The organism is Brevundimonas pondensis (genome assembly GCF_017487345.1).
GTDB lineage: Bacteria > Pseudomonadota > Alphaproteobacteria > Caulobacterales > Caulobacteraceae > Brevundimonas > Brevundimonas pondensis.
This window is the reverse complement of record NZ_CP062006.1, coordinates 1,512,169-1,534,335: the sequence shown is the minus strand read 5'-3', so window position 1 is coordinate 1,534,335 and position 22,167 is coordinate 1,512,169. Positions and strand designations below refer to the sequence as shown.

At 65.5% G+C, this 22,167-nt stretch carries 19 protein-coding genes; 14 read left to right on the top strand and 5 right to left on the bottom strand.

Going from position 1 to position 22,167, the window contains the following annotated elements; translation table 11 throughout:
- The first annotated feature begins 2 nt into the window (after nt 1-2).
- The 9 genes from IFE19_RS07705 (at nt 3) to IFE19_RS07665 (ending at nt 9,742) form a co-directional block, all read left to right on the top strand.
- On the top strand, nt 3-212 hold the full coding sequence (locus tag IFE19_RS07705; protein ID WP_207826978.1) for a hypothetical protein: 210 nt from the start codon (nt 3-5) through the stop codon (nt 210-212).
- Nucleotides 209-892 (top strand): virB8 family protein, encoded by a 684-nt coding sequence (locus IFE19_RS07700; protein ID WP_207826976.1) that lies wholly within the window; start codon nt 209-211, stop codon nt 890-892. Before IFE19_RS07705 ends, IFE19_RS07700 begins: the two co-directional genes overlap by 4 nt.
- Nucleotides 889-1,695: a TrbG/VirB9 family P-type conjugative transfer protein gene (locus tag IFE19_RS07695; RefSeq protein WP_207826975.1), complete on the top strand. Its 807-nt coding sequence runs from the start codon at nt 889-891 to the stop codon at nt 1,693-1,695. Before IFE19_RS07700 ends, IFE19_RS07695 begins: the two co-directional genes overlap by 4 nt.
- The gene (gene virB10 / locus IFE19_RS07690) at nt 1,692-2,831 is read left to right on the top strand and encodes a type IV secretion system protein VirB10 (RefSeq protein ID WP_207826973.1); all 1,140 of its coding nucleotides are present in this window, start codon (nt 1,692-1,694) and stop codon (nt 2,829-2,831) included. Before IFE19_RS07695 ends, virB10 begins: the two co-directional genes overlap by 4 nt.
- Nucleotides 2,831-3,838: a P-type DNA transfer ATPase VirB11 gene (gene virB11, locus IFE19_RS07685; RefSeq protein ID WP_207826971.1), complete on the top strand. Its 1,008-nt coding sequence runs from the start codon at nt 2,831-2,833 to the stop codon at nt 3,836-3,838. The genes virB10 and virB11 overlap by 1 nt, the downstream gene beginning before the upstream one ends.
- Nucleotides 3,804-5,654, top strand: coding sequence for a type IV secretory system conjugative DNA transfer family protein (locus tag IFE19_RS07680; protein ID WP_207826969.1), 1,851 nt, complete (start codon nt 3,804-3,806; stop codon nt 5,652-5,654). The genes virB11 and IFE19_RS07680 overlap by 35 nt, the downstream gene beginning before the upstream one ends.
- Nucleotides 5,651-6,244, top strand: coding sequence for an LPD7 domain-containing protein (locus IFE19_RS07675; RefSeq protein WP_207826967.1), 594 nt, complete (start codon nt 5,651-5,653; stop codon nt 6,242-6,244). The genes IFE19_RS07680 and IFE19_RS07675 overlap by 4 nt, the downstream gene beginning before the upstream one ends.
- A 541-nt stretch (nt 6,245-6,785) precedes the next feature.
- Nucleotides 6,786-8,672 (top strand): AAA family ATPase, encoded by a 1,887-nt coding sequence (locus tag IFE19_RS07670; RefSeq protein WP_207826965.1) that lies wholly within the window; start codon nt 6,786-6,788, stop codon nt 8,670-8,672.
- Complete coding sequence (locus IFE19_RS07665; protein WP_207826963.1) at nt 8,669-9,742, top strand: 5-methylcytosine restriction system specificity protein McrC; 1,074 nt, start codon at nt 8,669-8,671, stop codon at nt 9,740-9,742. The genes IFE19_RS07670 and IFE19_RS07665 overlap by 4 nt, the downstream gene beginning before the upstream one ends.
- A 1,050-nt stretch (nt 9,743-10,792) precedes the next feature.
- On the opposite strand, the gene IFE19_RS07660 is transcribed toward IFE19_RS07665, so the two are convergent.
- Nucleotides 10,793-11,812: an IS110 family RNA-guided transposase gene (locus tag IFE19_RS07660; RefSeq protein ID WP_207826961.1), complete on the bottom strand. Its 1,020-nt coding sequence runs from the start codon at nt 11,810-11,812 to the stop codon at nt 10,793-10,795.
- A 264-nt stretch (nt 11,813-12,076) separates the two neighbouring features.
- On the opposite strand from IFE19_RS07660, the gene IFE19_RS07655 reads away from it, so the two are divergent.
- The 5 genes from IFE19_RS07655 to IFE19_RS07635 are packed head-to-tail and all read left to right on the top strand — an operon-like array spanning nt 12,077 to nt 18,401.
- Nucleotides 12,077-13,387, top strand: a complete 1,311-nt coding sequence (locus tag IFE19_RS07655; protein ID WP_207826959.1) for a metallophosphoesterase — start codon at nt 12,077-12,079, stop codon at nt 13,385-13,387.
- 2 nt (nt 13,388-13,389) lie between these two features.
- A complete protein-coding gene (locus IFE19_RS07650; RefSeq protein WP_207826958.1) occupies nt 13,390-14,481 on the top strand; it encodes a GTPase-associated system all-helical protein GASH in 1,092 nt (363 codons plus the stop codon).
- A gap of 4 nt (nt 14,482-14,485) precedes the next feature.
- Nucleotides 14,486-15,517 (top strand): TRAFAC clade GTPase domain-containing protein, encoded by a 1,032-nt coding sequence (locus IFE19_RS07645; protein WP_207826956.1) that lies wholly within the window; start codon nt 14,486-14,488, stop codon nt 15,515-15,517.
- A complete protein-coding gene (locus IFE19_RS07640) occupies nt 15,514-16,386 on the top strand; it encodes a TRAFAC clade GTPase domain-containing protein (protein ID WP_207826954.1) in 873 nt (290 codons plus the stop codon). The genes IFE19_RS07645 and IFE19_RS07640 overlap by 4 nt, the downstream gene beginning before the upstream one ends.
- A complete protein-coding gene (locus IFE19_RS07635) occupies nt 16,383-18,401 on the top strand; it encodes a GAP1-N1 domain-containing protein (protein ID WP_207826952.1) in 2,019 nt (672 codons plus the stop codon). Before IFE19_RS07640 ends, IFE19_RS07635 begins: the two co-directional genes overlap by 4 nt.
- Nucleotides 18,402-18,700: 299 nt before the next feature.
- Here IFE19_RS07635 and IFE19_RS07630 read toward each other — a convergent pair whose 3' ends face one another.
- The 4 genes from IFE19_RS07630 to IFE19_RS07615 all read right to left on the bottom strand — a co-directional run bounded on the left by IFE19_RS07630 (nt 18,701) and on the right by IFE19_RS07615 (nt 21,700).
- On the bottom strand, nt 18,701-19,684 hold the full coding sequence (locus IFE19_RS07630; protein WP_207826950.1) for a relaxase/mobilization nuclease domain-containing protein: 984 nt from the start codon (nt 19,682-19,684) through the stop codon (nt 18,701-18,703).
- Complete coding sequence (gene mobC, locus IFE19_RS07625; protein ID WP_207826948.1) at nt 19,681-20,202, bottom strand: plasmid mobilization relaxosome protein MobC; 522 nt, start codon at nt 20,200-20,202, stop codon at nt 19,681-19,683. Before mobC ends, IFE19_RS07630 begins: the two co-directional genes overlap by 4 nt.
- A 259-nt stretch (nt 20,203-20,461) precedes the next feature.
- Nucleotides 20,462-21,337 (bottom strand): ArdC family protein, encoded by an 876-nt coding sequence (locus tag IFE19_RS07620; RefSeq protein WP_207826947.1) that lies wholly within the window; start codon nt 21,335-21,337, stop codon nt 20,462-20,464.
- A 69-nt stretch (nt 21,338-21,406) separates the two neighbouring features.
- A complete protein-coding gene (locus tag IFE19_RS07615; RefSeq protein WP_207826945.1) occupies nt 21,407-21,700 on the bottom strand; it encodes a DUF736 domain-containing protein in 294 nt (97 codons plus the stop codon).
- Nucleotides 21,701-22,167: the final 467 nt, after the last annotated feature.

Here is a 22,167-nt window from a genome sequence, read left to right as displayed (position 1 = left end):
CCATGCGCATTCCGCTTCTTCTCATCGCCCTCCTCCTGCCCGCCGCCGGCTGCGCCGCGATCAAGGCCGACCCTTTGCCGGTCTGCGACGGCCGGGCCCGACGGCCGGCCAATCCGCACGGATCGGCGCTTCTGCCGCCCTCCCCTACGTCGGTCGATACGCAGGCGGAGACCTTGCCGTCCGCCGGCGGCGCGTCGGGAGGCTGCGCATGACCGGCGTCCCCTCCGACGAGCTGAAGCGCTATTTCGCGGAGGCGAAGCGCTGGGACCAGGATCGGTTGGCCTCTGCTGTCCGCTCCCGACGTCTGGCCTGGACCGCAGCCGCGGCATCCGCCGCCCTGGCCGGCGCCGCCGTCCTCGCCGTGGCGGGACTGACGCCCCTGAAGACGGTCGAGCCCTTCGTCATCCGCGTCGATCAGACGACCGGCGCGGTCGATCTGGCCCGGAGCCTGTCGCAGGAGACCGGCCCGGTCCGATATGAGGAAGCTGTCAGCAAGTACTTTCTGGCGCAGTACGTCCGCGCCCGCGAGGGCTATCTCGACGCCGCCGCGGAAGAGAATTTCCGGCTGGTCTCCATTCTGTCCGGGCCGACGGAACAGCGGCGCTGGGCCGACCTGTTCCGAGGAACCAACCCCGCGAGCCCGCAGAACCTCTACGGCCCTCAGGCTGAGGCCTCTGTGTCGATCCGGGCCGTCGGCTTCATCAATCCCGAAGTGGCCAACGTCCGCTACCGTCGGACGGTCCGCCGCGCGCAGCAGGTCGAGGAGAGCGATTGGATCGCGACCATCGGCTTTTCCTACACGCGGGCGCCGATGACCGAGGCCGACCGGCTGCGCAATCCCCTGGGCTTCCAGGTTCTCTCCTACCGTTCCGATCCGGAGGTGATCCGATGAGACCGCCCGCCGCCCTGCTCGGCGCATGCCTTCTCGCCCTGGCCGCGCCCGCCGTCGCCCAGGACGCCCGCATCCGCGACCTGGTCTATGCGCCCGACGTCGTCCACCGCATCGACGGCGCCTTCCGCACCGCGACCCAGATCATCTTTTCGCCGGACGAAACCATCCGCCATGCCGCTGTCGGCGACAGCGTCGCCTGGGAGGTGGCGGCGGAGGGTTCCGTCCTGTTCCTGAAGCCCCGCGAACGACACGCGCCGACGAACCTGCTGGTGGTCACGGAACGCGCGGGCGGCGAACTCCGCCACTACGCCTTCGCGCTCGACGCGCGGGCGACGGCCGCCGCCGTCCATCAGGTCCGCTTCCATTATCCGGCCGACGAGCGCGCCGTCGCCGAAGCAGCTCTGGCTGAGGCCGCCCGGACGGCCGAGAACCGCCTGATCGGGCTGGAACTGTCCCAAGGCGCGATCGAAGGGCCCCGCAACTTCGCCTGGTCCGCCCAGGGCGACGCCGCCCTGCAGCCCAGCGAGGTGAGCGACAACGGCCGCTTCACCGTTCTGCGCTTTCCCGGCAGCCAGGCCGTTCCGGCCATCTTCGAGACCGACGGCGGGACCGAGCGGCTTGTTCCCTATGACGTGCGGGGCGAATTCGTGGTCATCCACAGCGTGGTGCGCGGTCTGCGTCTGAGGCGCGGCCGGGCGGTCCTCTGCCTCTTTAACGAAGCCTTCGACGACCGGGCGGGCGCAACGGGCACAGGAACAGCGTCCCCGCGGGTCGAGCGCGTCCGCAAGAGAGGCGGGTCATGAACGGCCCCGACGATCCGATCGCCCCCCACGGCGACGCCGACGCTTCGGGGCCCCCGACGCGCGCAAAGAAGCGGCCTGCGGGCGACCGGACCATCTCGCCGGTGGCAGGTCGGCTGGGAGGTCCGAGAGGCCGATGGATCATCCTGGCCGCCCTGGCGGCAGGTTGCGGCGTCCTCCTCTTCGCCGGCTGGGACCGGGGCGACCGCCCGCCCCCCGAACGCGCAGACGAACCGGCCCGCCAGTTCGTGCCGTTCGAACCCGCCCGGCGCCGCGCCGAGCCGCCCCTGCTGAGCACGCCGGACCCGTCCGCCCCGTCATTGACCGGCGAACCACTGGTCCCCGCGATCGACGGCGCCGCCTCGGCATCCCCGGAGGCCGATCCGTCGCTCGACGAGCAGCGCCGTGCTCTGGCGGAAAGCGCCCGGCGGGCGCCGGTCCTCGCCTACAGCCGCTCCGGCGCCGCGCCGCGCTCGGACCCTGCACAGGGTTGGGCGCCCGCATCTTCCGAGCCGACCGCACCGACCGACCTGGATCGGTTGCGTCAGGCTGGCCCCATCGACAGGGTCCGGGCGGATCGCCTGTCCGACCGTCGCTTCCTCATCACCGCCGGATCGAGCGTTCCATGCGTGCTGCAGACGGCGATGGACAGCGTGACGCCCGGCTTCGTCAGCTGCATCACGCCCCAAGACGTCTGGTCCGACGACGGTTCCGTGGTGCTGATGGAGCGCGGCACCCGGGTTCTGGGGGAATACCGCTCGGGCCTTCAGCGGGGACGCGGCCGGCTGTTCGTGCTCTGGACCCGCGCCGTCACCCCGGACGGGGTGACCGTGACTTTGGCCTCGCCGGCCGCCGATGCGCTCGGCCGAGGCGGCTTCGACGGCCGCATCGAGACCCATTTCTGGGAGCGCTTCGGCGGCGCCCTGCTGCTCAGCATCGTCGGCGGAGCGACCTCAGCCGCAGTCGATCTCGGCGCCGACCGGTCCGGCGTCCGCGTCACCTCCGACGCCGCTTCGACGGCCCTTGAGGACTCCGTCGGCATCCCGCCCACCCTGAGGAAGGAACAGGGCGGCGAGGTCTCCATCTTCGTGGCCCGGGATCTCGACTTCGCCTCGGTCTACCGCCTGAGGGCGCGGTGATGGGCGACACGGCCGTCCTTGATCACTACCTCGCGCCGCTCCAGCCGCTGCTGGCTCCGGACGACGTGACCGAGCTGGTCGTCAACCGCCCCGGAGAGGTCGGGGTGGAGCGCGCAGGGCGTTGGGTCTGGCATGAGATCCCGACGCTGTCCGAGGCTTGGCTGCGGACCCTGGCCGTGGCGGCGGCCGCCTACACCCGTCAGGACATCGGCGACGACCGTCCGATCTGCTCCACCGTTCTGCCGGACGAGGCCCGCTGCCAGATCGTCCTGCCGCCCGTGGCCCCGCAGGGCACGGTGTCGCTCACCATCCGCAAGCCCTCAAAGCGTCAGCTGACGCTTGAGGACTTCAGGGCCGGAGGGCTGTTCGACCGGACGGCCGCGGCGTGCGGCAGCCGGGTCGATGAGACCGATGCCGAGCTGATGCGCCTGCGCGACCGGAGCGACTGGCCCGCCTTCTTCCGCCTGGCTGTAGAAGCCCGCCGCAACATCCTGGTGTCCGGAGCCACCGGCTCGGGAAAGACCACCTTCGCCAAGGGACTGATCGCGCTGATCCCGCCCGAAGAGCGGCTTCTGACCATCGAGGATGCGCGCGAACTCGTCGCCCCTCATCGCAACATCGTCCACATGACCTATTCCAAGGACGGACAGGGCTCGGCACAGGTCGGGCCCAAGGCCCTGCTGGAAAGCGCGCTGCGGATGCGGCCGGACCGCATTCTGCTCCAGGAGCTCCGCGACGGCACGGCCTTCTTCTACCTGCGCAACGTCAATTCCGGCCACCCGGGCTCGATCACCACGGTCCATGCCGATTCCGCCGCTCTCGCCTTCGAGCAGCTGACCCTGCTTGTGCGGGAATCCGACGGCGGGCGCGATCTGCCCCGCGACGACATCCGCGCTCTGCTGCACCTCCTGGTCGATGTGGTGGTGCAGATGAAGAAGACAGGGGGCTGTTTCCGCATGACCGAGGTCTGGCATGACCCGCTCCGCAAGCGCCGCGTCGGGTCCTGACGCCGCACGGTGGGTCGTCGGTCTCCTGGCCGCCTTCCTGCTCATGGCGATCGGCGGCGGAACCATAGCCCTGATCGGTCTGGGCCGATTCACGCCGGATCTGGATCCCCTGAGGGCGCCTGCCTGGTTCCTGTACTACCGCCATGATCCCGATGTCCGCCGCTGGCTGATGATCGGCGGCGCCTCCACCGGCCTGTCCGTCCTGCCCGCGGTAGCCGTTCTCGCCCTATCCCGCCGCCGTCCTCTTCACGGCGCGGCCCGATGGGCCACGGCGGCCGAACAGCGCGCGGCGGGCCTGCGCGCCCGCGAGGGGATCATCCTCGGTCGCGTTCCGGGCGGCGGTTTCCTGATCGCCGAAGGTCCGGAGCATGTGATGCTCCATGCACCGACCCGCACGGGAAAGGGGGTCGGGATCGTGATCCCCAATCTCCTGGCCTGGCCCCATTCGGTCGTGGTGCTCGACATCAAACGCGAGAACTTCACGGCCACGGCCGGCTACCGCGCCGAACACGGTCAGCGTATCCTCATGTTCGATCCTCTGGCGTCGGCCGGCCGCACCGTCCGGTTCAATCCGCTCGGACACATCGACCGCTCGGACGCCAACGCCGTGCTCGACGAGCTTCAGCGGATGGCGGTCATGCTGTTTCCGGGCCATGACCACGCCGATCCCTTCTGGTCGGAGGCCGCCCGCATAGGCTTCATCGGCGTCGGCGCCTATGTGGCGGCGAGCCCGCCCCTGCCCTTCACCCTGGGCGGGATCTTCCGTCAGCTGACCGCCGACGACCCGCGCACCCGTTTTCCCAAGGTCGTGGAAGCCCGACGCCGCTCCGGCGCGCCTCTGCCCCCCGCCTGCGTCTCCGCCCTCAACGATTTCTGCGCATCGAGCGAGAACACCTTCGCCTCGATCCGCCAGACCATCACGACCCGCATGGGGCTATGGCTGAACCCGAGGGTGGATGCGGCGACGGCCGACAGCGACTTCGACCTCCGGGACCTGAGACAGGGACGCATGTCGCTCTATCTCGGCGCCACGCCCGACAACCTGCTTCGCGTCGCGCCCCTCTACAGCCTGCTGTTTCAGCAGCTGGTCGACCTCAACAGTCGCGCTCTGCCGGGTCCCGACGACAGGCCCGTTCTCGTGCTGCTCGACGAATTCGCCCGGCTCGGTCCGGCTCCGGTCCTGGCCCATGCCTTCTCCTGGGTCGCGGGCTACGGCATTCGGCTGCTGCCGGTGATCCAGAGCCCGGCCCAGCTGAGAGCGATCTACGGCGTCGATATGGCTGAAGACATCTTCGCCAACTGCGGCATTGAAGTGGTCTTTGCGCCCAAGGAGCTGAAGACGGCTCAGGACCTCAGCGAACGCCTGGGCGCCTACACCTATGCCGCCCTCAGCCGCAGCCGCCCCCGGGGGCTAGGCGCCGGTCGAAGGATGATCACCGTCTCGGACCAGCGGCGCCCCCTGATGCTGCCTCAGGAGCTCATGCGCCTGCCCGCCTCCACCCTCCTAGTCCTCAAGGCGGGTCTCCCCGCCGTTCGGGGCCGGAAGATCGCCTACTACCGCGAGGCGGTCTTCCGTCGCCGCCTGCGTCCGCCGCCGGACGTCCCTCAGCTCCCACAATGTCCTCCCGGTCCCCCCGTACCGCCGCCGCCGACGTCGGAAGAGGACGTGGACGCGGATCTGGACGCGATCGTCCGGGCTTTCGCCGAGGAGGGGCTGCCGCCGCCGGCTCACGGCTCTTCGGAACGGGAGGTCCGCGACTGGCTCGACCGCGTCATGGACGCGTCTCAGCCCCCACGGATGGAGCATGAACCATGACCGGACCGCAGCAAGCCCGCCAACTTGCAGACGACGCGTCCGCCAACCGGATCGGTCCCGAGCGCGCGCGCGTCGGGGAAGCCAAGGCCCGTTCGACCGTAAAGGGCGACGTGCCTCAGCCGATCTTGGACCGCTATCTGATCGAACGGGACCTGCGCGGACGCGCCGAACGCTTCTACCGAGACCACCGCACGCCCGACCCCGCCTTCACCGACACCGGTCGAAGGCTGAGCGCCGGCCAGGCCTATCCCGACACGATCGCCGACATGCTCAAGGTCGCCCGGCACCGCGGCTGGACGCGGCTGAAGGTCGAGGGCGACGAAGCCTTCCGCCGCGAGGTCTGGATCCAGGCCCGCGCTCAGGGCCTGGACGTAAGCGGCTACCGTCCCAGGGATCGTGACCGCCAGGCCGCCGGCCTGCCTCCGGATCGTGGTACGCGACTCATGAGAGCCGCCGCCGTGGTTCGAGCTCTGATCCCCGATATCGACGCTCAACGACGTCTTATCGACCATGCCGCCCGCCTTGCAGGTCTACGGGAGCAAGTGCTCCGGCGCGACCCTCCCCCTCGGGCGTCGGATCGCTTCCGATAATGCATCGACCAGCACGAGCCTCCATCGCCGGCGCATGCTCCGTGCATTCCGCCGAAACGACGAACCGACGGTCGCCCAATCGTGAGGTCCGCGCCGGAACGGCCTATTCTCTATCCTCTGCCGATTCGTTCGGGCGCTTCTCAGATCAGACGGACCTTTCGCACTCATGGCCCGATACAATCCTCATCACGACGTCGAGCCGATCTATGCGATCGTCGAGACCTGGCGGGACCGCTCGCTGATCGGCGACCAAGCGCTGCTGACCGATGAGACGGGGGTCTGGTCGTCGCAGAACATCGACCGGGTGTCTTCGGCCTTCAAAGGCAATCCCGACGCAGGTTCCGACACCTTCCTGGTGAAGCTGGAAAGGCAACTCGCCGCTCTGGACGACGCGGCCAAGCAGCTCGCCGCCGACATGCTCTATGTCATGCTTCTTTTCCCTTCGAATATAGGAGCGAGGAAGAAGCGCGAGAATCTGGACGTCATCCTGAGCTGGCGCTCGAGCCCCGCCGCCCTGAACACGGCCCTGCTCGAAGACGGCGTGCTCGGCGGCGTCGGCTCCGCCGGGATGGGCTACAACCAGAACCGGCCCTTCGAGTTCGGCTACTTCCTCGATCTGATGACGGCTCTCAAATCGACGACGCCGGACGAACGTCGCGAGATCCTCAGCGAACCCTGGGCCTTCTCCCGTTTTCTGACCCGGGTTAACGCTCCCGGAAAGCAGCTGGCCCACATCCTCGAGCACCTCTTGTTTCCTGATACGTTCGAACGCATCTCGAGCGGTACGGACAAGGGGCGGGTGCTGATCGGTCTGACCGACGAGCCGCCTGCGAAGATCAAGGCTATGGACCGGGCGGATCGGGATCGGAGTCTGTCGGCGCTGCGCCGGCGGATCACGGAAGAGCGCGGCCCCCGCTTCGATTTCTACGATGAAGAATTCAGCAGCAGATGGCGTGATGCCGGCAAGGCCGCGCCGCAACCGTCCGCCCCCGAAGATGCAGCGGTCTGGGCGGAGGTCACGTCGCTTGAACACGGCCACGGCGGACCCGGTTGGGAGCTGGGGTCATGGCTGTGGAGTCCCACGACGTCGACGGACGGCGCAGACCGTTATTCGGTCATGCGCGGGCCCGCTCCGGGCGATACCGTCTATCACCTGGTCGCCGGTCTTCCCGGCCGCCCGCCGCGACAACGCTGGCTCTGGGGCCGCTCGGTCGTCGCCAAGCCTTTTGAAACCGTCAGCGAGCGCCCGAGCGCGCCGGGATCATGGGGCGACGCTGAGGCCTACTACAAGATCGCCCTGGAGGGCTGTGAACCCCTGAGCACGCCGATCCCGATGGACGAGATCGAAACGCGCCACCGGGACGACATCCTGGAAGATCTGAACGAGCGCCCGAAACACTATCCCTACGCCAGATACGGCGCAGACTTCCGCGGCAGCCAGGGGATCTACCTCTCGAAACTCTCCCATCGCCTGGCATCCGCCCTGGCGTCGCCGTTCGACGATCCTGAAGCCGATGCAGCGCCTGCCGATGCGGGTGATCGTCGACCCTACACCAGCGCCGACGCCGCTGAAGAAGCCTTCATCCCCAAGTCGGAAATCGATGAGATTCTCGAGCTTTGGGAAGCGAAGCTCAACATCATCCTTCAGGGCGCGCCGGGTGTCGGCAAGTCGTTCATGGCGAAGCGGCTGGCCTACGCCCTCATCGGCGAAGCGGATCCGGATCGGGTCGAGACCGTCCAGTTCCACCAGTCCTACGCCTATGAGGATTTCGTCCAGGGCTATCGTCCGACGCCGGACCGAGGCTTCGCGCTGCGCGACGGCGTGTTTCTGCGCGTATGCGACGCCGCCCGCAAAGATCGGAGCCGCCGCCACGTCCTGATCATCGACGAGATCAACCGCGGCAATCTGTCGAAGATCTTCGGCGAACTCATGCTGCTGATCGAGCCCGACAAACGGGGGGTCGAATGGGCCGCGCGGCTTGCCTACGCGGACACGGCCGCTGAGTGTTTCCACATCCCCGACAACCTCTTCATCATCGGCATGATGAACACAGCCGACCGGTCGCTCTCGATGGTCGACTACGCGCTGCGCCGCCGCTTCGCCTTCGTGCCGCTCAGACCCCAGTACCGATCCGACCGCTTCACGGCGCACCTGCGCGGCAAGGGTGTTCCGGACGAGATCATAGAGCGCATCGTCGCCCGGATGTGCGCGCTGAACGACGAGATCGCCGCAGACGTCAGAAACCTGGGTCCGGGCTTCGAAATCGGCCACAGCTTCTTCGTGCCGGGCCGCGGTGACGTGTTCGGGGAGGCCTGGTACGAACGGATCGTGAAGACCGAGATCGCGCCTCTGCTGGCGGAGTACTGGTTCGACGACAGCGACAAGGAAGCCGAGGCCCGCCACAGACTGCTCGCGCCGGCGCCGTGACCATTCCGATCCGGAACCTCTATTATCTCTTCTGCTACGCCTGGGAGCGCTATCCCGAGAACGGCGCGGTCGAGGTCGGCATCGAGGACTGCCCCGACCTACCCAATCTGTTCGCGCAAGTGCTCGTGAACGGACTGAATCGCCTGCTGCGTCGAGGCCTCGATCGTCAATACCTGTCAGCGGAAGACGAGCTGCGCGCGCCCCGGGGGCGACTGCTGCTGGACGAGACCCTCAAATCCGGCAGCTTGGACAGGGGCGCCGTCGTCTGCCGCTTCGACGAGCTCAGCGTCGACGTGCTGCACAACCAACTGCTCAAGGCCACGGTGCGTCTCCTGCGGTGCGACGCCCTGGTCCTCCCCCATCTGTCCGCCGCCCTGAGCGCCGTCGAGAAGCGTCTGAGCTGGGTCAGCGACATCCGGGTCACCACGGACCTGTTCAGCCGGGTTCAGCTCTCCAGAAACACCGGTCAGTATGGAGAACTCCTCCGCCTTTGCGAGTTCGTCTGGCGTGCGGCGATGCCGCAGGAGGGCGGCGACGGATCCCGCTTCGGGGACATCATCCGGGACGAGATCAGGATGTCCGCGATCTTCGAATTGTTCGTCCAGAATTTCTTCCGTCTCCACGCCGTCGGATACACCGCCGGGCCCGAGAACATGCGCTGGAACGTCGATCGCAACGGTTCGGGCGATCACTCTCTCATCCCGATCATGCGCACCGATCTGACCCTTCGATCAGACACCAGGATTCTAGTGATGGACGCGAAGTTCTATGCGGAACCATTCCGGTGGTCTCACGGTGCGCCGAAAATCAATTCGTCGCACCTCTACCAATTGTACGCCTACCTCAAGCACGCCGGACGCGGGACGACAGACAAACCCGTCGCCGGCGCCCTCGTCTACGCCTCCCCACGCGGGCGTTCGATCCAGAGATATCAGATTGACGACCATGACGTGACGGTAGCGACCATCGATCTCTCACAGCCCTGGCCCGCCGTTCATGCGGACATGCTGGACGTTCTGCACCCGAGCAGCGCCGCAACGTCGGACCGCCAGCCCACAGTCCCGGCCTGAGAAAGCGACATCGTCACGGCATTTCCGGTTTGCGCGTCGCCAAACGCGGCGGGCAGCGCACGTTCGACGTTAGGATCGACATATCGCACGTTCCCGGTCGAACCGCTCCCACAGTAGTGTAGTCCCGCTGCGGATCATGGCGCAGTTGATCTCCTCCTGTTCCGACGTCCAGCAGATCGCCGTGACGCGGCTATAGCTCTGCCCTACCCGCTCGCAACTGATCGTTCGGTTTGCCGCGAGCCGCCGGAGCTCCGCCGTCGCGGAAGCGGCTGATGCGGCGGGACAGGGATGGCCAGGGGAGCACGTTTCGTCTGTTTCCCGGGCGGCGACGGCGTGTAGCCGAACGCGCGTGCCGTCCTCGCAGCGAAGGGTGTCGCCGTCGTTTACATAGGCAACATCACAGATGAAGCGGTCGACGGGATTCGGCGCCGCCCTGGCCTCCAGCATCCGCTCGAAGTTCTGAACCAGAGGCTGCGGTTCGTCGTCCGAGGGCCAGTAGAAGACAATCGCAAACGCTGCGGCCGCAAGACCCGCGACGACCGCCGAGAACCGAATTGGACGGCCGGCGCGACGCTTCTTATGAACGTTATGGACGTGGATCCTGCCACGATGAGGGCGAAAGCGATTCATAATCGCAGGCTACCTCTTCCTCGTTGAGAGAGAGTTGACCACGTCCAGCCGGGTGACTGCTTAATGATCAGCCCGTCCTCGGTCCGTTCGACGAGCAGCATGCGGCCCTCGAGAGCTTCCACCGCTCAGCGGATTTAGCTTCCAAGTAGCGCCATGTGTGGACGGCTCCCCGTTGGCAAGGGTTGATCTGACGTTCTGCTGAGCCTGGTCGGTGCGGCCATGTGTTCGACCTGTTGGTGCGGTATGCATGACCGCTGGCCATAATGCCTTCCGCGAAGCCGGGTCCCGACCAAAAGCACGCGCTCGAGGCGCTCTGGCGCAAGTGGGTTTTCCCGCCTTCCGGTATCGACCGGCTGTCGCATTACATCCTGTCCGCCCTTCCCAAGTTCGTTGGCCTCGGCGCTGAGCCTCGACCTGTCTCTATGCCGCCAGCGGCTCCCTGTAGCGCTCACCCGAAGTCATGATCGCCCAGACCATTCGCGCGGTCTTGTTGGCGAGAGCGACGGCCGCGACCTTAGGCGTTCGCCGAGCGAGCAACTGGACCAGCCACGGCCGGCGCGTGCCGTTCCTCACGGCGTAGCGCACGACCGCCAAGGCGCCGACGACCAGCATCTGTCGCAGATATCGGTCGCCCTGCTTGGTGATCCCGCCCAGCCGCTCCTTGCCGCCGCTGGAATTCTGTTTCGGAACGAGGCCGATCCACGCCGCGAGATTGCGACCGGTCTTGAAGGCCCTTGGATCGGCGATCGTGCCGACCAGAGCGCTGGCCAGCAGCGGGCCCACCCCGGGGATCTCCATCAGCCGCCCGACCTCGGTCGATCGGGCGTTGGTCCGGATCAGTCGATCGGTCTCTAGAGCCTGCTCGTTCACCAGCCGCAGCTGCGGGGCGAGCATGGCGAGGCACCCCCTCGCCTCAACTGGAACGCGCTCGTCAGCAGGGTCGTGGACCACCTCGATCAGCGAGTGCAATCCCTGCCTGCCGACGGCGGCGGCCATGCCGAACTCCGCCATGTGGCTGCGGATTGCGTTGGAGATCTGGATGCGTTGCCGGATCAGGATCGACCGGGTCCGGTGCAACACCATCACGCTCTGCTGTTCCGGCGACTTCACCGGCACGAAGCGCATGGTCGGCCGGGTGACCGCCTCGCAGATCGCTTCTGCGTCGGCCATGTCGTTCTTCTGGCGCTTCACATAGGGCTTCACATAGCTCGGCGGCATCAGCCGCACGTCGTGGCCCAGGCCAATCAGTTCGCGGGCCCAGTGATGCGCCGTTCCGCAAGCTTCGATCCCGACCAGACAGGGGGACAGCTTTTCGAAGAACTTCAGCAGCCGCGCTCGCGTCAGCTTCTGTCGAATGACGACGCCGCCCTCAGCATCGACGCCGTGCACCTGAAACACCGACTTCGCGATGTCCAAACCAATCGTGGCTACCTGTCCCATGGCTCTCCTCCAGCTCTGCCGGAGGCCTAACGCCGCCGGTGGGTTGGAGAGCCGTCCACAGCATCAAGAGCGGTCATGTAAGCGGCAGCTCAAAGCGGACATTTATTCGCGAGAAGCAGGGGCTGCCGCCATCACTGGAAAAACACGCAATCACGCGCGAATGCCCTAGAGTTGCGCTCGACTTGGACACGAATCTCTTTTGATGAAATATCAGCAGATTAGCTGAGAGGCGAGAATCGCCCCGGCGGGGTCGGGGAAATCGCGGTGCTCATCCTTCATATCTCGGACATTCACTTCCAGGCGCCGGAATGCCTCGATCAAGATACCGATCCGCATTTTCCCGTGCGGACACGGATGATGCGCGACCTGACCCAGCAAATTGAAAAACAGGGCCCCGTTGGCGCAATCCTGATCGGCGGCGATGTCGCCTACAAGGCTCATCCGGATGAGTACAAGACGGCATGGGTCTGGATCCAGCAGCTCGCCGTGATCTCACACTGTCCCATGGAGCGCATCTTCGTCGTGCCGGGCAATCACGACGTTGATCGAGGGATTATCCGCTCAGGCGTGTCGATCCAGAACGTTCAGCACGCCATCGGTTCAGAACCGTTGAACGGGCGCGAATGGAAATTGCGTCAACAGTTGCGGGATGAGGAAGCGGGGCAGAACCTTCTCAAGCCGCATGCCGCTTACAATGACTTTGCCGCGCCGCTGGGCTGCCAGATCTGGCCGAAGAAGCCGTTCTGGCATCAGGACGTTGATCTGGGCGGGGGCGTGAACTTGCGCCTCTACGGATTGACGTCGACACTATTGTCAGGTCGCGGCGGCGAGGACGATGTGCTCGGTTCATTGTATCTGAGCGGCATCCAGACGGTGCTCGATCCTGCGCCGAACACGGCCAACCTAGTTCTCATGCATCACCCCCTCGATTGGCTTGAGGACGGTGAGGAGGTCGACGACGTCCTCACGACGCGCGCCGCATTTCATCTGTTCGGTCACAAGCACAAGCAGCGGGCGGTTCTGGAATCCAACTACGTTCGGCTTGGTGCGGGCGCTGTGAACCCGTCGCGCTCGGAGAAGCCGTATGAGCCCGGCTATAATCTGATTAATCTGGCCGTCGAAGGAACTGGGGCCGACCGCCTAATCCGGGTAGAGTTGCACCAGCGGCGCTGGCAGACCAATCCCGAGAAGTTTGTCGCGATCGAAACCCAAGCTGGGGATACGGTGTTCCGCTCGACCATTGCGGTCCCCGAGGAACCGCCCCTACCAAAAATCGATGGCGGTTTTGCGGGCGCGCCGGCCGCCCCGGGCCAGGCACCGCCGGCGCCCGAAAGCGACACTGACTCATACGACGCGGAGGCTGCCATGGGCGAGGAGCATACGCGTGATCTGCTCTACCGGTTCTGGCGCCTCTCCAGCAGCCAGCGCCGTGAGATCGTACAGGCTCTCGGCCTTCTTGAGGATGGTGAAATGAAGCTGCCCGAGCCTCAACGATACGGACAAGCGCTGATCCGAGCCGGCCAGCAAGGTTTGATGGATAAGGTGGCGGCTGAAGTCGCCAAGCGGGAGAACTGACGATGGCCAAGTATCCGCTGATTAGCAGCGACTTCGCGGGATGGTACGCCCAGGAGTTCATGGACGAGACCTCCACGCGGGACCAGCGTTGGAAAACCCTCTGCGACCTCTTGGCGAACCCGACGGCTCCGCTCGTCGAGGTTCTGGTGCGCCTCGCGTTTGCGACGAAGGCGCCGGCCAGCGGCCACAAGAACGCAGACCTGGACGCCGCGTACCAAAGGGTGGTTCAGGCTTTCAAAGACCACGATCCGGCGTTTGATCCCGCCAAATCAGCTCGAGATTTTCAGGTGGTCTGCGCTGCGGTGCTGGTAAAACTGTTCAGCAACCGTCCTGCGGCAGCGCTGGCGGTCACGACCACGGCGTTCGCCGGGGCCCGCAAGCCCAACTTGCCTATGGATCTGGTCAATCTCGCCGGGCGCGCGCTCATCGCCCTGTCCGCGAAGCAACACGAACGCGTCGATCTGGCGACCTTGCTGATTGAAGCGCCGAGCGTGGACTTCGAAATGGAAGAGGCGACGGACGACGCCGACACCGCCGCGCACAGGGATGATCTCGGCGCGCTAAAGGACGCGGTTGACGAAGCTTTGGGCGAGTTGATCAAGCGGCAGAATGCGACGACCACAGCGCTGCTTCGGCGCATCGCGCTCAGCGATGAGGAGTTGCAGATGCTCTGGTGGCTGATGGGCGGGCGAAGCCGGGAGCTTCAGCAAGCCTTTGGTGACATCGAGGCGGTCAAACAACCGCTCATCCTGGGACGTGAGCTGGGTCGGATGACGACCGTTTCGCCGGGGCCGGTTTCGGTTGGCGCAATGCTGGCGCAAGCGGGTCTATCGGCAAACGCGCTCAAGCTGGCTGATGTCGTCAATTCAGTGGGCATCGACTGGGCCAGAGCCGCCTCGGATCGTTCGGCCATTTCACCTGCGACGACGCCGATCCATTTTGCGTTGGAGAAACGATCGGAAGTGGATTCGACGGACGCCTGGCAAGCCGGCTGGGAAGCGCTCACCGGGCTCTCGGCGACGGGTAAAATGACCGCCCTGGACCTGGCCGAGCAGTTCTACCGCGAGCATCTGTTCCTCTATGTGAACGATTAAGGCCATGACATCGGACACGCCAACCTGCTCGAACCACGACTGCCGCGTAGCGGAAGACGGAAAGTGCGTTGAAGGCTACGAGCTACCGGAGTGTCCGCACTACGGCAAGCTTTCGGTCGATGCGATCCCGGAGCCCCAGCACGTGGAGGTCGCTCCGCCTGTGCCGGAAACGGTGCTGATCGCGCTGGACGCCGGCACGCCGCTTGACCGCACGCAGGCGGCGCGCCTGCAGCAGAGGTTCCTGTCCCTTTCCGTGGGGGTGGTCGGTCCGCATGACTCCGGCAAAACCAGCCTGATCGCCGGCCTCTATGATCAGTTGCAGGAAGGGCCTGTCGGCGCCTACGCGTTTGCAGGGTCGTCAACTCTGGTGGGCTTCGAGATGGTTTGCCATCACGCGCGCAGTGAATCTCAGCGCGAGGAGCCCTTCACCGACCGCACGATCCGCGGGGCGGCTGCGAGTTTTTTTCATCTCGACTTCAGCGGCTCCTCCAGCGCAGAGATCCTTTCGCTGTTCATCGGCGACCGATCGGGGGAGGACTATCTCACGGTCACCGATGATCTCGCCAACGCTGACGGCTTGTTCGAGCTTCGCCGGGCCAATGTCGTCACTGTGCTGGTCGATGGCGCGCATCTGATCGATTCCGAGCAGCGCCATGAGGTCAAGGCGATCACGCCGCAGATCGTGGACGCTCTGATTGAGGCGGCGGTTCTGGGCTCCCGCCAACGCCTGGTGCTGGTTCTGACCAAGAAGGACATGGTGCTCGCGTCCGCGAACGCGGAGCGCGCCATGTCGGAATTCGAGGGGATCGTGACTAGCATTCGGAACCGCCATGACGCCAAGCTTGAAGCGGTGGAGTCCTTTGTCATTGCGGCGTCGCCAAAGGCGCTGAAAGATGTACAGCGCGGCGAAGGCCTTTCCGAACTGCTCGCGAGCTGGCTTCGGGTGAGCGCGGCACCGGCAAGCCTCCCCTCGCCGTCGCTGCATCTGAAGCGGCAGATCGATCAGTTCACCGCATCGGAGGATACGCAGTCGTGAGCGGCGTCGTGTCACAGGTTTCGATCATCGGTCTGCCGGGATCAGGCAAGACCACGCTGCTGGCCGCGCTTTGGCACCTCGTTCGAGAAGAGGGCGCGGTCACGGCGCTGTCGTTCGATCGGTTGAGCCGGGGCAATTACGAACATCTGAACGCCCTGGCCAAGCGGTGGCGGGCAGGCAAAATCCAACAACGGACCCAGCAGACCGGAATGAAGACGGTCGAGATGCGTCTGAAGGACAGCGACGACGCATCGGTGGATGTGGCCTTTCCCGACATCCCTGGCGAAGAGTTCAGCCGGATGTGGGAGGCGCGGGAAATCGAAGAGGAGATGACGGAGACGCTGCGTCGCCCCGCTCTGGTCCTTCTCGTGAATGGCGACACCATCCAGTACCCGGCTTGGGTCGTCGAGCGCATGGCCATCGCCCAGGCGGCGGGGCTTGGCACACCCGCCGTCAAGCCCGAACCGGTTGACTGGTCGCCCGAGTTGGCGCCGACACAGGTGCAGGTCGTCGAACTTCTCCAGATGCTGATGTCCGACCAACTCGGCATCGGCCCTCGTCGCCTCGCGATCCTGATCTCGGCATGGGACAAGGTCGCCGCCGAGGAGCTTGAGCCCGAAGCGTTTCTGAAGGCGCGAATGCCCTTGGTCGATCAGTATCTGAGGAGCGGAAGAGACCGCTGGATGTGGCGAGTTTGGGGCGTGAGCGCGCAGGGCGGTGTCTATGAGGACGCTGACAAGGGCGAGCATTTCCAGGAGACCGAGACCATCCGTGAGTTGGAGCGCCCGTCTGACCGAATACGTCTCGTCGATGGCGACACGCAAAGCAGCGATATTACCAAGCCAATTCACTGGTTGATCCGGGAATGACGGGTGCGGTTCTGCACCAGACGCTGCATGGCTACAGCGACGGGCATCGCCTGATCTCGTCGTCGCTTTCGCTCGCCGGTCAAGATGCCCGTACGATGCAGGTGATGAGCGACCTCTCCGGACCTGGCGTGAAACCCGGAGTCGACGGCTACCTCACGGGCTATCCGCTTGAGGGGGTCGGAAAGTACGTCCTGGCCCGGACCTGGGCTGCGCCGGAAATGCCGCGACCGGGCTGCGTGTGGACGCATTCCCTGCTGATCGACAACGCCGACCTCGCGGCGATGACGTCGACTAACACCTTGCGGCAGAGCTTCCGCCGCCCGGACGCTGGCGCGCTTCGATCGTATGCGTCGCCGATCGAACTCGACGTCAAGGGTGCGCCACTTCGGATCGATGTCGATGAGCGCGTTCGCCTGATTTTAAACGCCCTCTATACGGTGCCGGATCGAGGGATCGCCGCGGACGCCGCTGAGCCCTCGCATGACGAGACGCTCGTGCTTGCGATCTGGATGCAGCAGTGGCCGCGCCTGCGACGCGCATTCAGCTTTTGCACCTTGTCCGGCGTGGAGCGCAGTCTGCGAAGCGGACCGCTCGACCTCCAACTGGCCGCTGGCCCTCAGCGCTCGTCCCGCACACGCTTCCCGCAGTCCGCTTTTCCGGACGAGGTCGGAGCCGACCCCGCTTTAGAGCCTCTACTTGCTGATCTCGTAGATCCAACCGCGTCCGATCTGCGCGAGTTTTTACGACGGGTCGGGGGCGACGTCGAAGGCGGTCGACGCGCGATGATCTCTCTGTGCAGGCTCTACGACTCTGCCTTCACGCACCAGGAGCCCGATCTGAGCGGCGCGGTGAAGGCGCTCGAACGACTGGACGAGGAGGGCCGGCCGCAAGCTCGATCGGTGCGCGCGTTAATCGCGCGCGAAGCGATGCGACACCCGGAAAGGGTGGATGATGATGTCTTCATGTTCCTAGTCAGTGCCTATGAGCAGGGTGTGTTGCCGACCGCCGACGCTATGGATGCACAACTGGGCGCCGCTTTGTGGCGGCGTTCCCCGACCAGGTTCGCCGCCGCGCTGTCGGAGGTTGGCGCACTGAGCGCCGCCGCCGATGCTGGATTGCGGCTCCTGACGTCCGAAGATGTGATCGAAGGTCTTCGCGAGCACGTCGAACTGGCCCCGATGATCGTTGAGCGGCGTCCCGACCTTCTGGAGACATCGGCGTTCTGGCGCATCGACGGGGGCGACGACCTTGTGTCTCTCGTGACGCCAGAGACCGCGTCAAAGGTGGCGACCGCCTTGATCGCCTCAGGTCGCCTTCAGCCGGCCCAGGCGATCATCGCGTTGGCTGACGCCAATGGCTTGGCGGATGTCTTGAATGCGTCGAACGAGGCGGACGACGTGAGCCGTCATTGGGTGACTGCGCTTGGCCGTAACCCGGCGAAGGCGGAGGCACTGCTAAGAACCGGCCGTCTTCAGCACCTGTGGATCGTAGTTTCGCTCGCGCGAAGCATGGACCCTGACCAGATCAGTGACTTTCAAGGACAGGACGCTTGGCTGGCTGCGATCAATAGCACATCGGGCAGCGTGCCGGATCAAGACAAGGACTATCTCGCTGCGTTCGCCATGTCCCGGGCGCTGGGGCGGCGTTCCGGCGCACCTGCGCAACTGATGCAATACGCCTATGCGCGGCTATACAGGGCGCTGGAGAAACGTCGATTGTCCTATGAAGCCGAGCGGCTTGTCCTGTGGCGTTTGGACTGGGGAAATTGGTTTGGATGGGAGCCGCATGAACGGCTTCGGCAGACCGTCGTAGACCGTTTTATCAGCGGCCCTCTTAATCCGGCGACGTTCGCGCGTCTCGCCGACGAGGGGGCCATTGTTTTGAACCTATTCGACGAGGCTGCGCGAACCAATCGCGGACGGCGCTATCTGGCCGACGTGAGAAAATCCCTCAAGAACGACGACGAAAAGGGCATGAAAGCTCGCGCAGACTACATCGCCACGAAAATTAAATGAGCAACGCTTTATGGGACGAGCGTGGCACATCCCAACGACATTGATAAGCGGCCCCTCCGAACCGCCGGGAGACCAAGCGTCACCGTGATCCCCAAGAAGATGGGATTGCTATCGCAGATTTCACCCCCCCCCCCGCCTCGATCGCTGAGATCAAATCGTGAACGTAAGTCAATTCTAGCGCGAACCGCGGACCTGTTTCGCGCCCCTTGGGTCAGGTCCGGTCAGCCGTCTTCGCACAGCGTCGACTGTCGTCAGAGAACGGACATCATGAACCGCCGCTCTGAGTCAAACAGCGTCACTCAGCGATTCCCACGATCGGGCTGCCGTTCAATCGTTCTCAGCGAGCTCTCGTCACCCCGGCGTTCTTTTGCCCGACCTCGGACGTGCTTCATCAAGGCGAAGCTCAGACTCCGATCCTCAGGCCTATCCGAGCGCGACAGGGCGACGGCTTCGGCGGCAAGCGCCCGGCATATCAGCCCCTGCCTCCTCTGCCGGCTGGATTCCCATGGAGCAGCTTTTCTGCTTCTCGCAGCATTCTCCTGATCGGCGACGACCAAGGCGAGCGGCGCTGGTGGCCCCGCCCCCCGCTGCCGCATCTTCCGCACTTTCATACGCTCGCACTTGTGCAAGACGCCACGCGCACGACGCGGACTGGCCTCCGCCTCCACACCGCGGTCGCGCAGAGCCTGAGCGAAGCGCTGGCGCCAAACCTCCAGGTCCGCCATTCTTGGATTGAGCCGACTGCCGTCCGACCCCAATGCCCTCACCGTCAGATGCACGTGCGGATGACCGCCTTCATCATGAAGGGCGAACACGTAGGGGAAACGATCACCGAACGCCTCAGCTGCGAAAGCTCGCGCCGCATCGTGCACCCGCATCACATCCGTACCTCTCGGCATACTCAGAACGATGGACCGTGACAGTGGCCGATCCCTCCGACCGCCCGGCTCAAGCGCTGCCTCCAGAGTCCATGCGGCAGCCAGCGCCTTTATTTCCGCACGCTCTTCAAACCGCTCTCCATCCGGTCCTTCCAGCTTCAGTTTTCCGTTGCGGCTGATGTAGTCAAGGTGGCTGCGCAGATGGCCGCCGTCCTTGGTTCTGCCGGTTATCTTGACCATCACTTCGGGCGCTCGCCGAATAATCCGAGCGAGCTGCGCATAGGCCGCCGCATCACCCGCTCGCCCCGGCGGACGCAGCACCGGCTGAGTGATGCGCGCCCGACGCACGTCGATGGGCGGACGCAGCGCCTCTTCGAACCCGAGCGGTCGGCGCAGGTCGCTCACGGTTCGGTCGACCAGTAGGCCAGATTGCCCGCGAAGGCTTGTTCCAGCCCGCTCAGATGTCCTCGGATCTCGGCAGCGAAGGCGGCGAGTTGCGTGATCTCCAAGTTGAGTACGGCCCCTTCCATGACAGCCGTGTTCAACGCCCGGGTGATCTGATTGACGTTGACTCCGATGCGGTGGAGCTCGCGCCGAATGTTGATCAGCGCCATCGCTTCCGGCGGCGTCAGCTGCAGGCGCCCATGTAGCCGGCGACGGATAAGCATGACCGCCCACTGTGTCCGCAATACTCCCGCGCGGCCTGCCTCCGCCTCCAGCAAGCCCATGTCCGCGTCCGTCAGTCGAATGGTCAGCTTGGCCGACTTCGCGCCTGACGGGCCCGGCTGGGGCGCAGGCAAAGATGCTTGTGCGGCCGCCTCCATGATCGTCCGCAGGTAGCGTGACCGTCCGCCACGCGCGGCCGCCGCCGCGTCGAAGCGGCGGGCCAGGTCGGGCGGAAGGCGGAGGGTGATGCGGTCCATAGAGAAGCGGGTCTGTCAGACATTGCCGGCGCAAAGCCTATCCTGCCCTAGACCGCGAACCGCCTCGCCCCGCAGGCCTACGGAGGTTCCCCGCCCTCCCCTCGGCGGCCGCAATCGGCCGCTCGCCCGCCGCCCTGAAGGGCGCCCCAACCGAGGGCGACGACTTCCCGCATCTCATCGCCATCCGTCCCCATCCGAGCAAAGAAGAAGCCGCGCCCGGTCAGGACGCGGCTCAGGCTCAAAGCGACATGTCAGGCCATCAGGGACGCGCTTTATGCAGCCAGGCGACCGCCTTCTGGGCATGCGCCGCCGCCGAGAAGAGAAACCGCTTGTCGGCCTTCAGCACCTTGAGCCAGTGGCCGAGATAGGCGGCATGATCCTCGCGCGGTTCCAGTTCGAGCCCGAGATCGGCGCAGAGGAAGGCTGCGCCCAATTCGGCGACCAGTTCCTCGCGGGCGTAGGCCTGGGTCGAGCGGCTGAAGTCGCGGGCCAGTCGTGACCCGTGGCCGGTCCAATGAACGCACTCATGACCCAGCGTGGCGTAGTAGGCGCCCGCGTCGCGGAAAGTCTCGAACGGCGGCATCTGCACATGATCCGACGCCGGGACGTAATAGGCGGCCGACCCGCCGTGGCGGATTTCGGCGGCCAGTCCGGCGAAGAAGCGTTCGACCGCCTCCAGCCGTTCGTCGGGATTGACCGGCTCAGGTGACATCGGACGATAGCCGTCCGGCAGGTCGTCGATCTGTTCGACGTTGAAGACGGTGTAGGCCTTCAGGAACGGGATGCGCTGTTCGACCTCATCGCCCGCGTCATCGGTTTCGGTGCGGACGATCTGGTTGGCGTAGACCACGGTGGAGCTCTTCTCGCCCTTGCGGACATGGGCGCCCAGCGCCAGCGCCTGACGGAAGGTCATCCAGGTGGGCGAGGCGAACCCTCGGCTGAAGGCCTCCGACCACAGCAGCAGGATGTTGATGCCGCTATAGGGCGTGCGGTCGTGGCGGAGCGGACGGGTGACCGGATGGCCTCCGGTCCAGGGCTGGGTCCACGGCCGAACGCCGGCCTCCAGCTGGTCGATGATCTGGTTGGTGATCCGGGCGTAGATGTCCGGACGAGCGGGATCGGCGGGGCGCGTCATGGCGGCCTCCTCAAGGTTGGATTGTTCGGATGAAGGGCGCCGGCGCGCCGGGCGCGCCGCCGCTTCGGTTCAGCGGGACCAAATCAGGCTGTGCCCGCCCTCGACCTCGACCAGCGAGGCGTAGATCGGCGCCGGAAAGCTGGGATCGTCCAGTTTGACCGAGAGGTATTCCCGGTTCTCGCGGGAGGTCTTCTTCCAGGCGGCGCCGAACTCGGTCTGGCCTGCGAAGATGCGGTAGTCCGGGGCCTTGTCGTCCGACTTCTCGTTAGGGCGCAGGGTCGCGCTCCTGACGTTGAGGGTCGGGGTCTTGATCGACCCGGTGTAGCCGTCGCCCTGGGCGGTGAAGGTTCCGATGGCGGCCATGTCAGTCTCTCCTTGCTGTCGAGCCACGCCTGTCGCGGCCTCAATGGCGATCGGGAGACCGGAGGCCGGTCGGCGCGCAGGGCGAGCGCAGGCGAGCCCCCGCAGCGAAGCGGAGGACCGGAAGCGAGAGTCTCTTGTCGCGCGAGGAGGCCGTCAGGCCGGGGAAGAAAGTCGAGCGCGCGGTTGCGCTCAGCCGACCGGCTTCCGGTCAGATCCGCCTTTTCGAGAGGCCGCGCCGTGGCGCGCGCAATCAGGGGAAAGACCCACAGACCGTCGGAGCATCACGGACGCAGGCGACATGCCCCCAAAGATCACGACCCTCTCTGACGCTTGGAGCCCCAGACCGAAGCCAATGTCGAAAGAGGAAAAGGTGCGGGCGTTGGAACCTCTGTGTGGAGGCCCGGGACTTTCAGGCGGCGCCGCGACGATTCTCCGGCGAACCGGCCCTACGGCGAACAGACGACGCC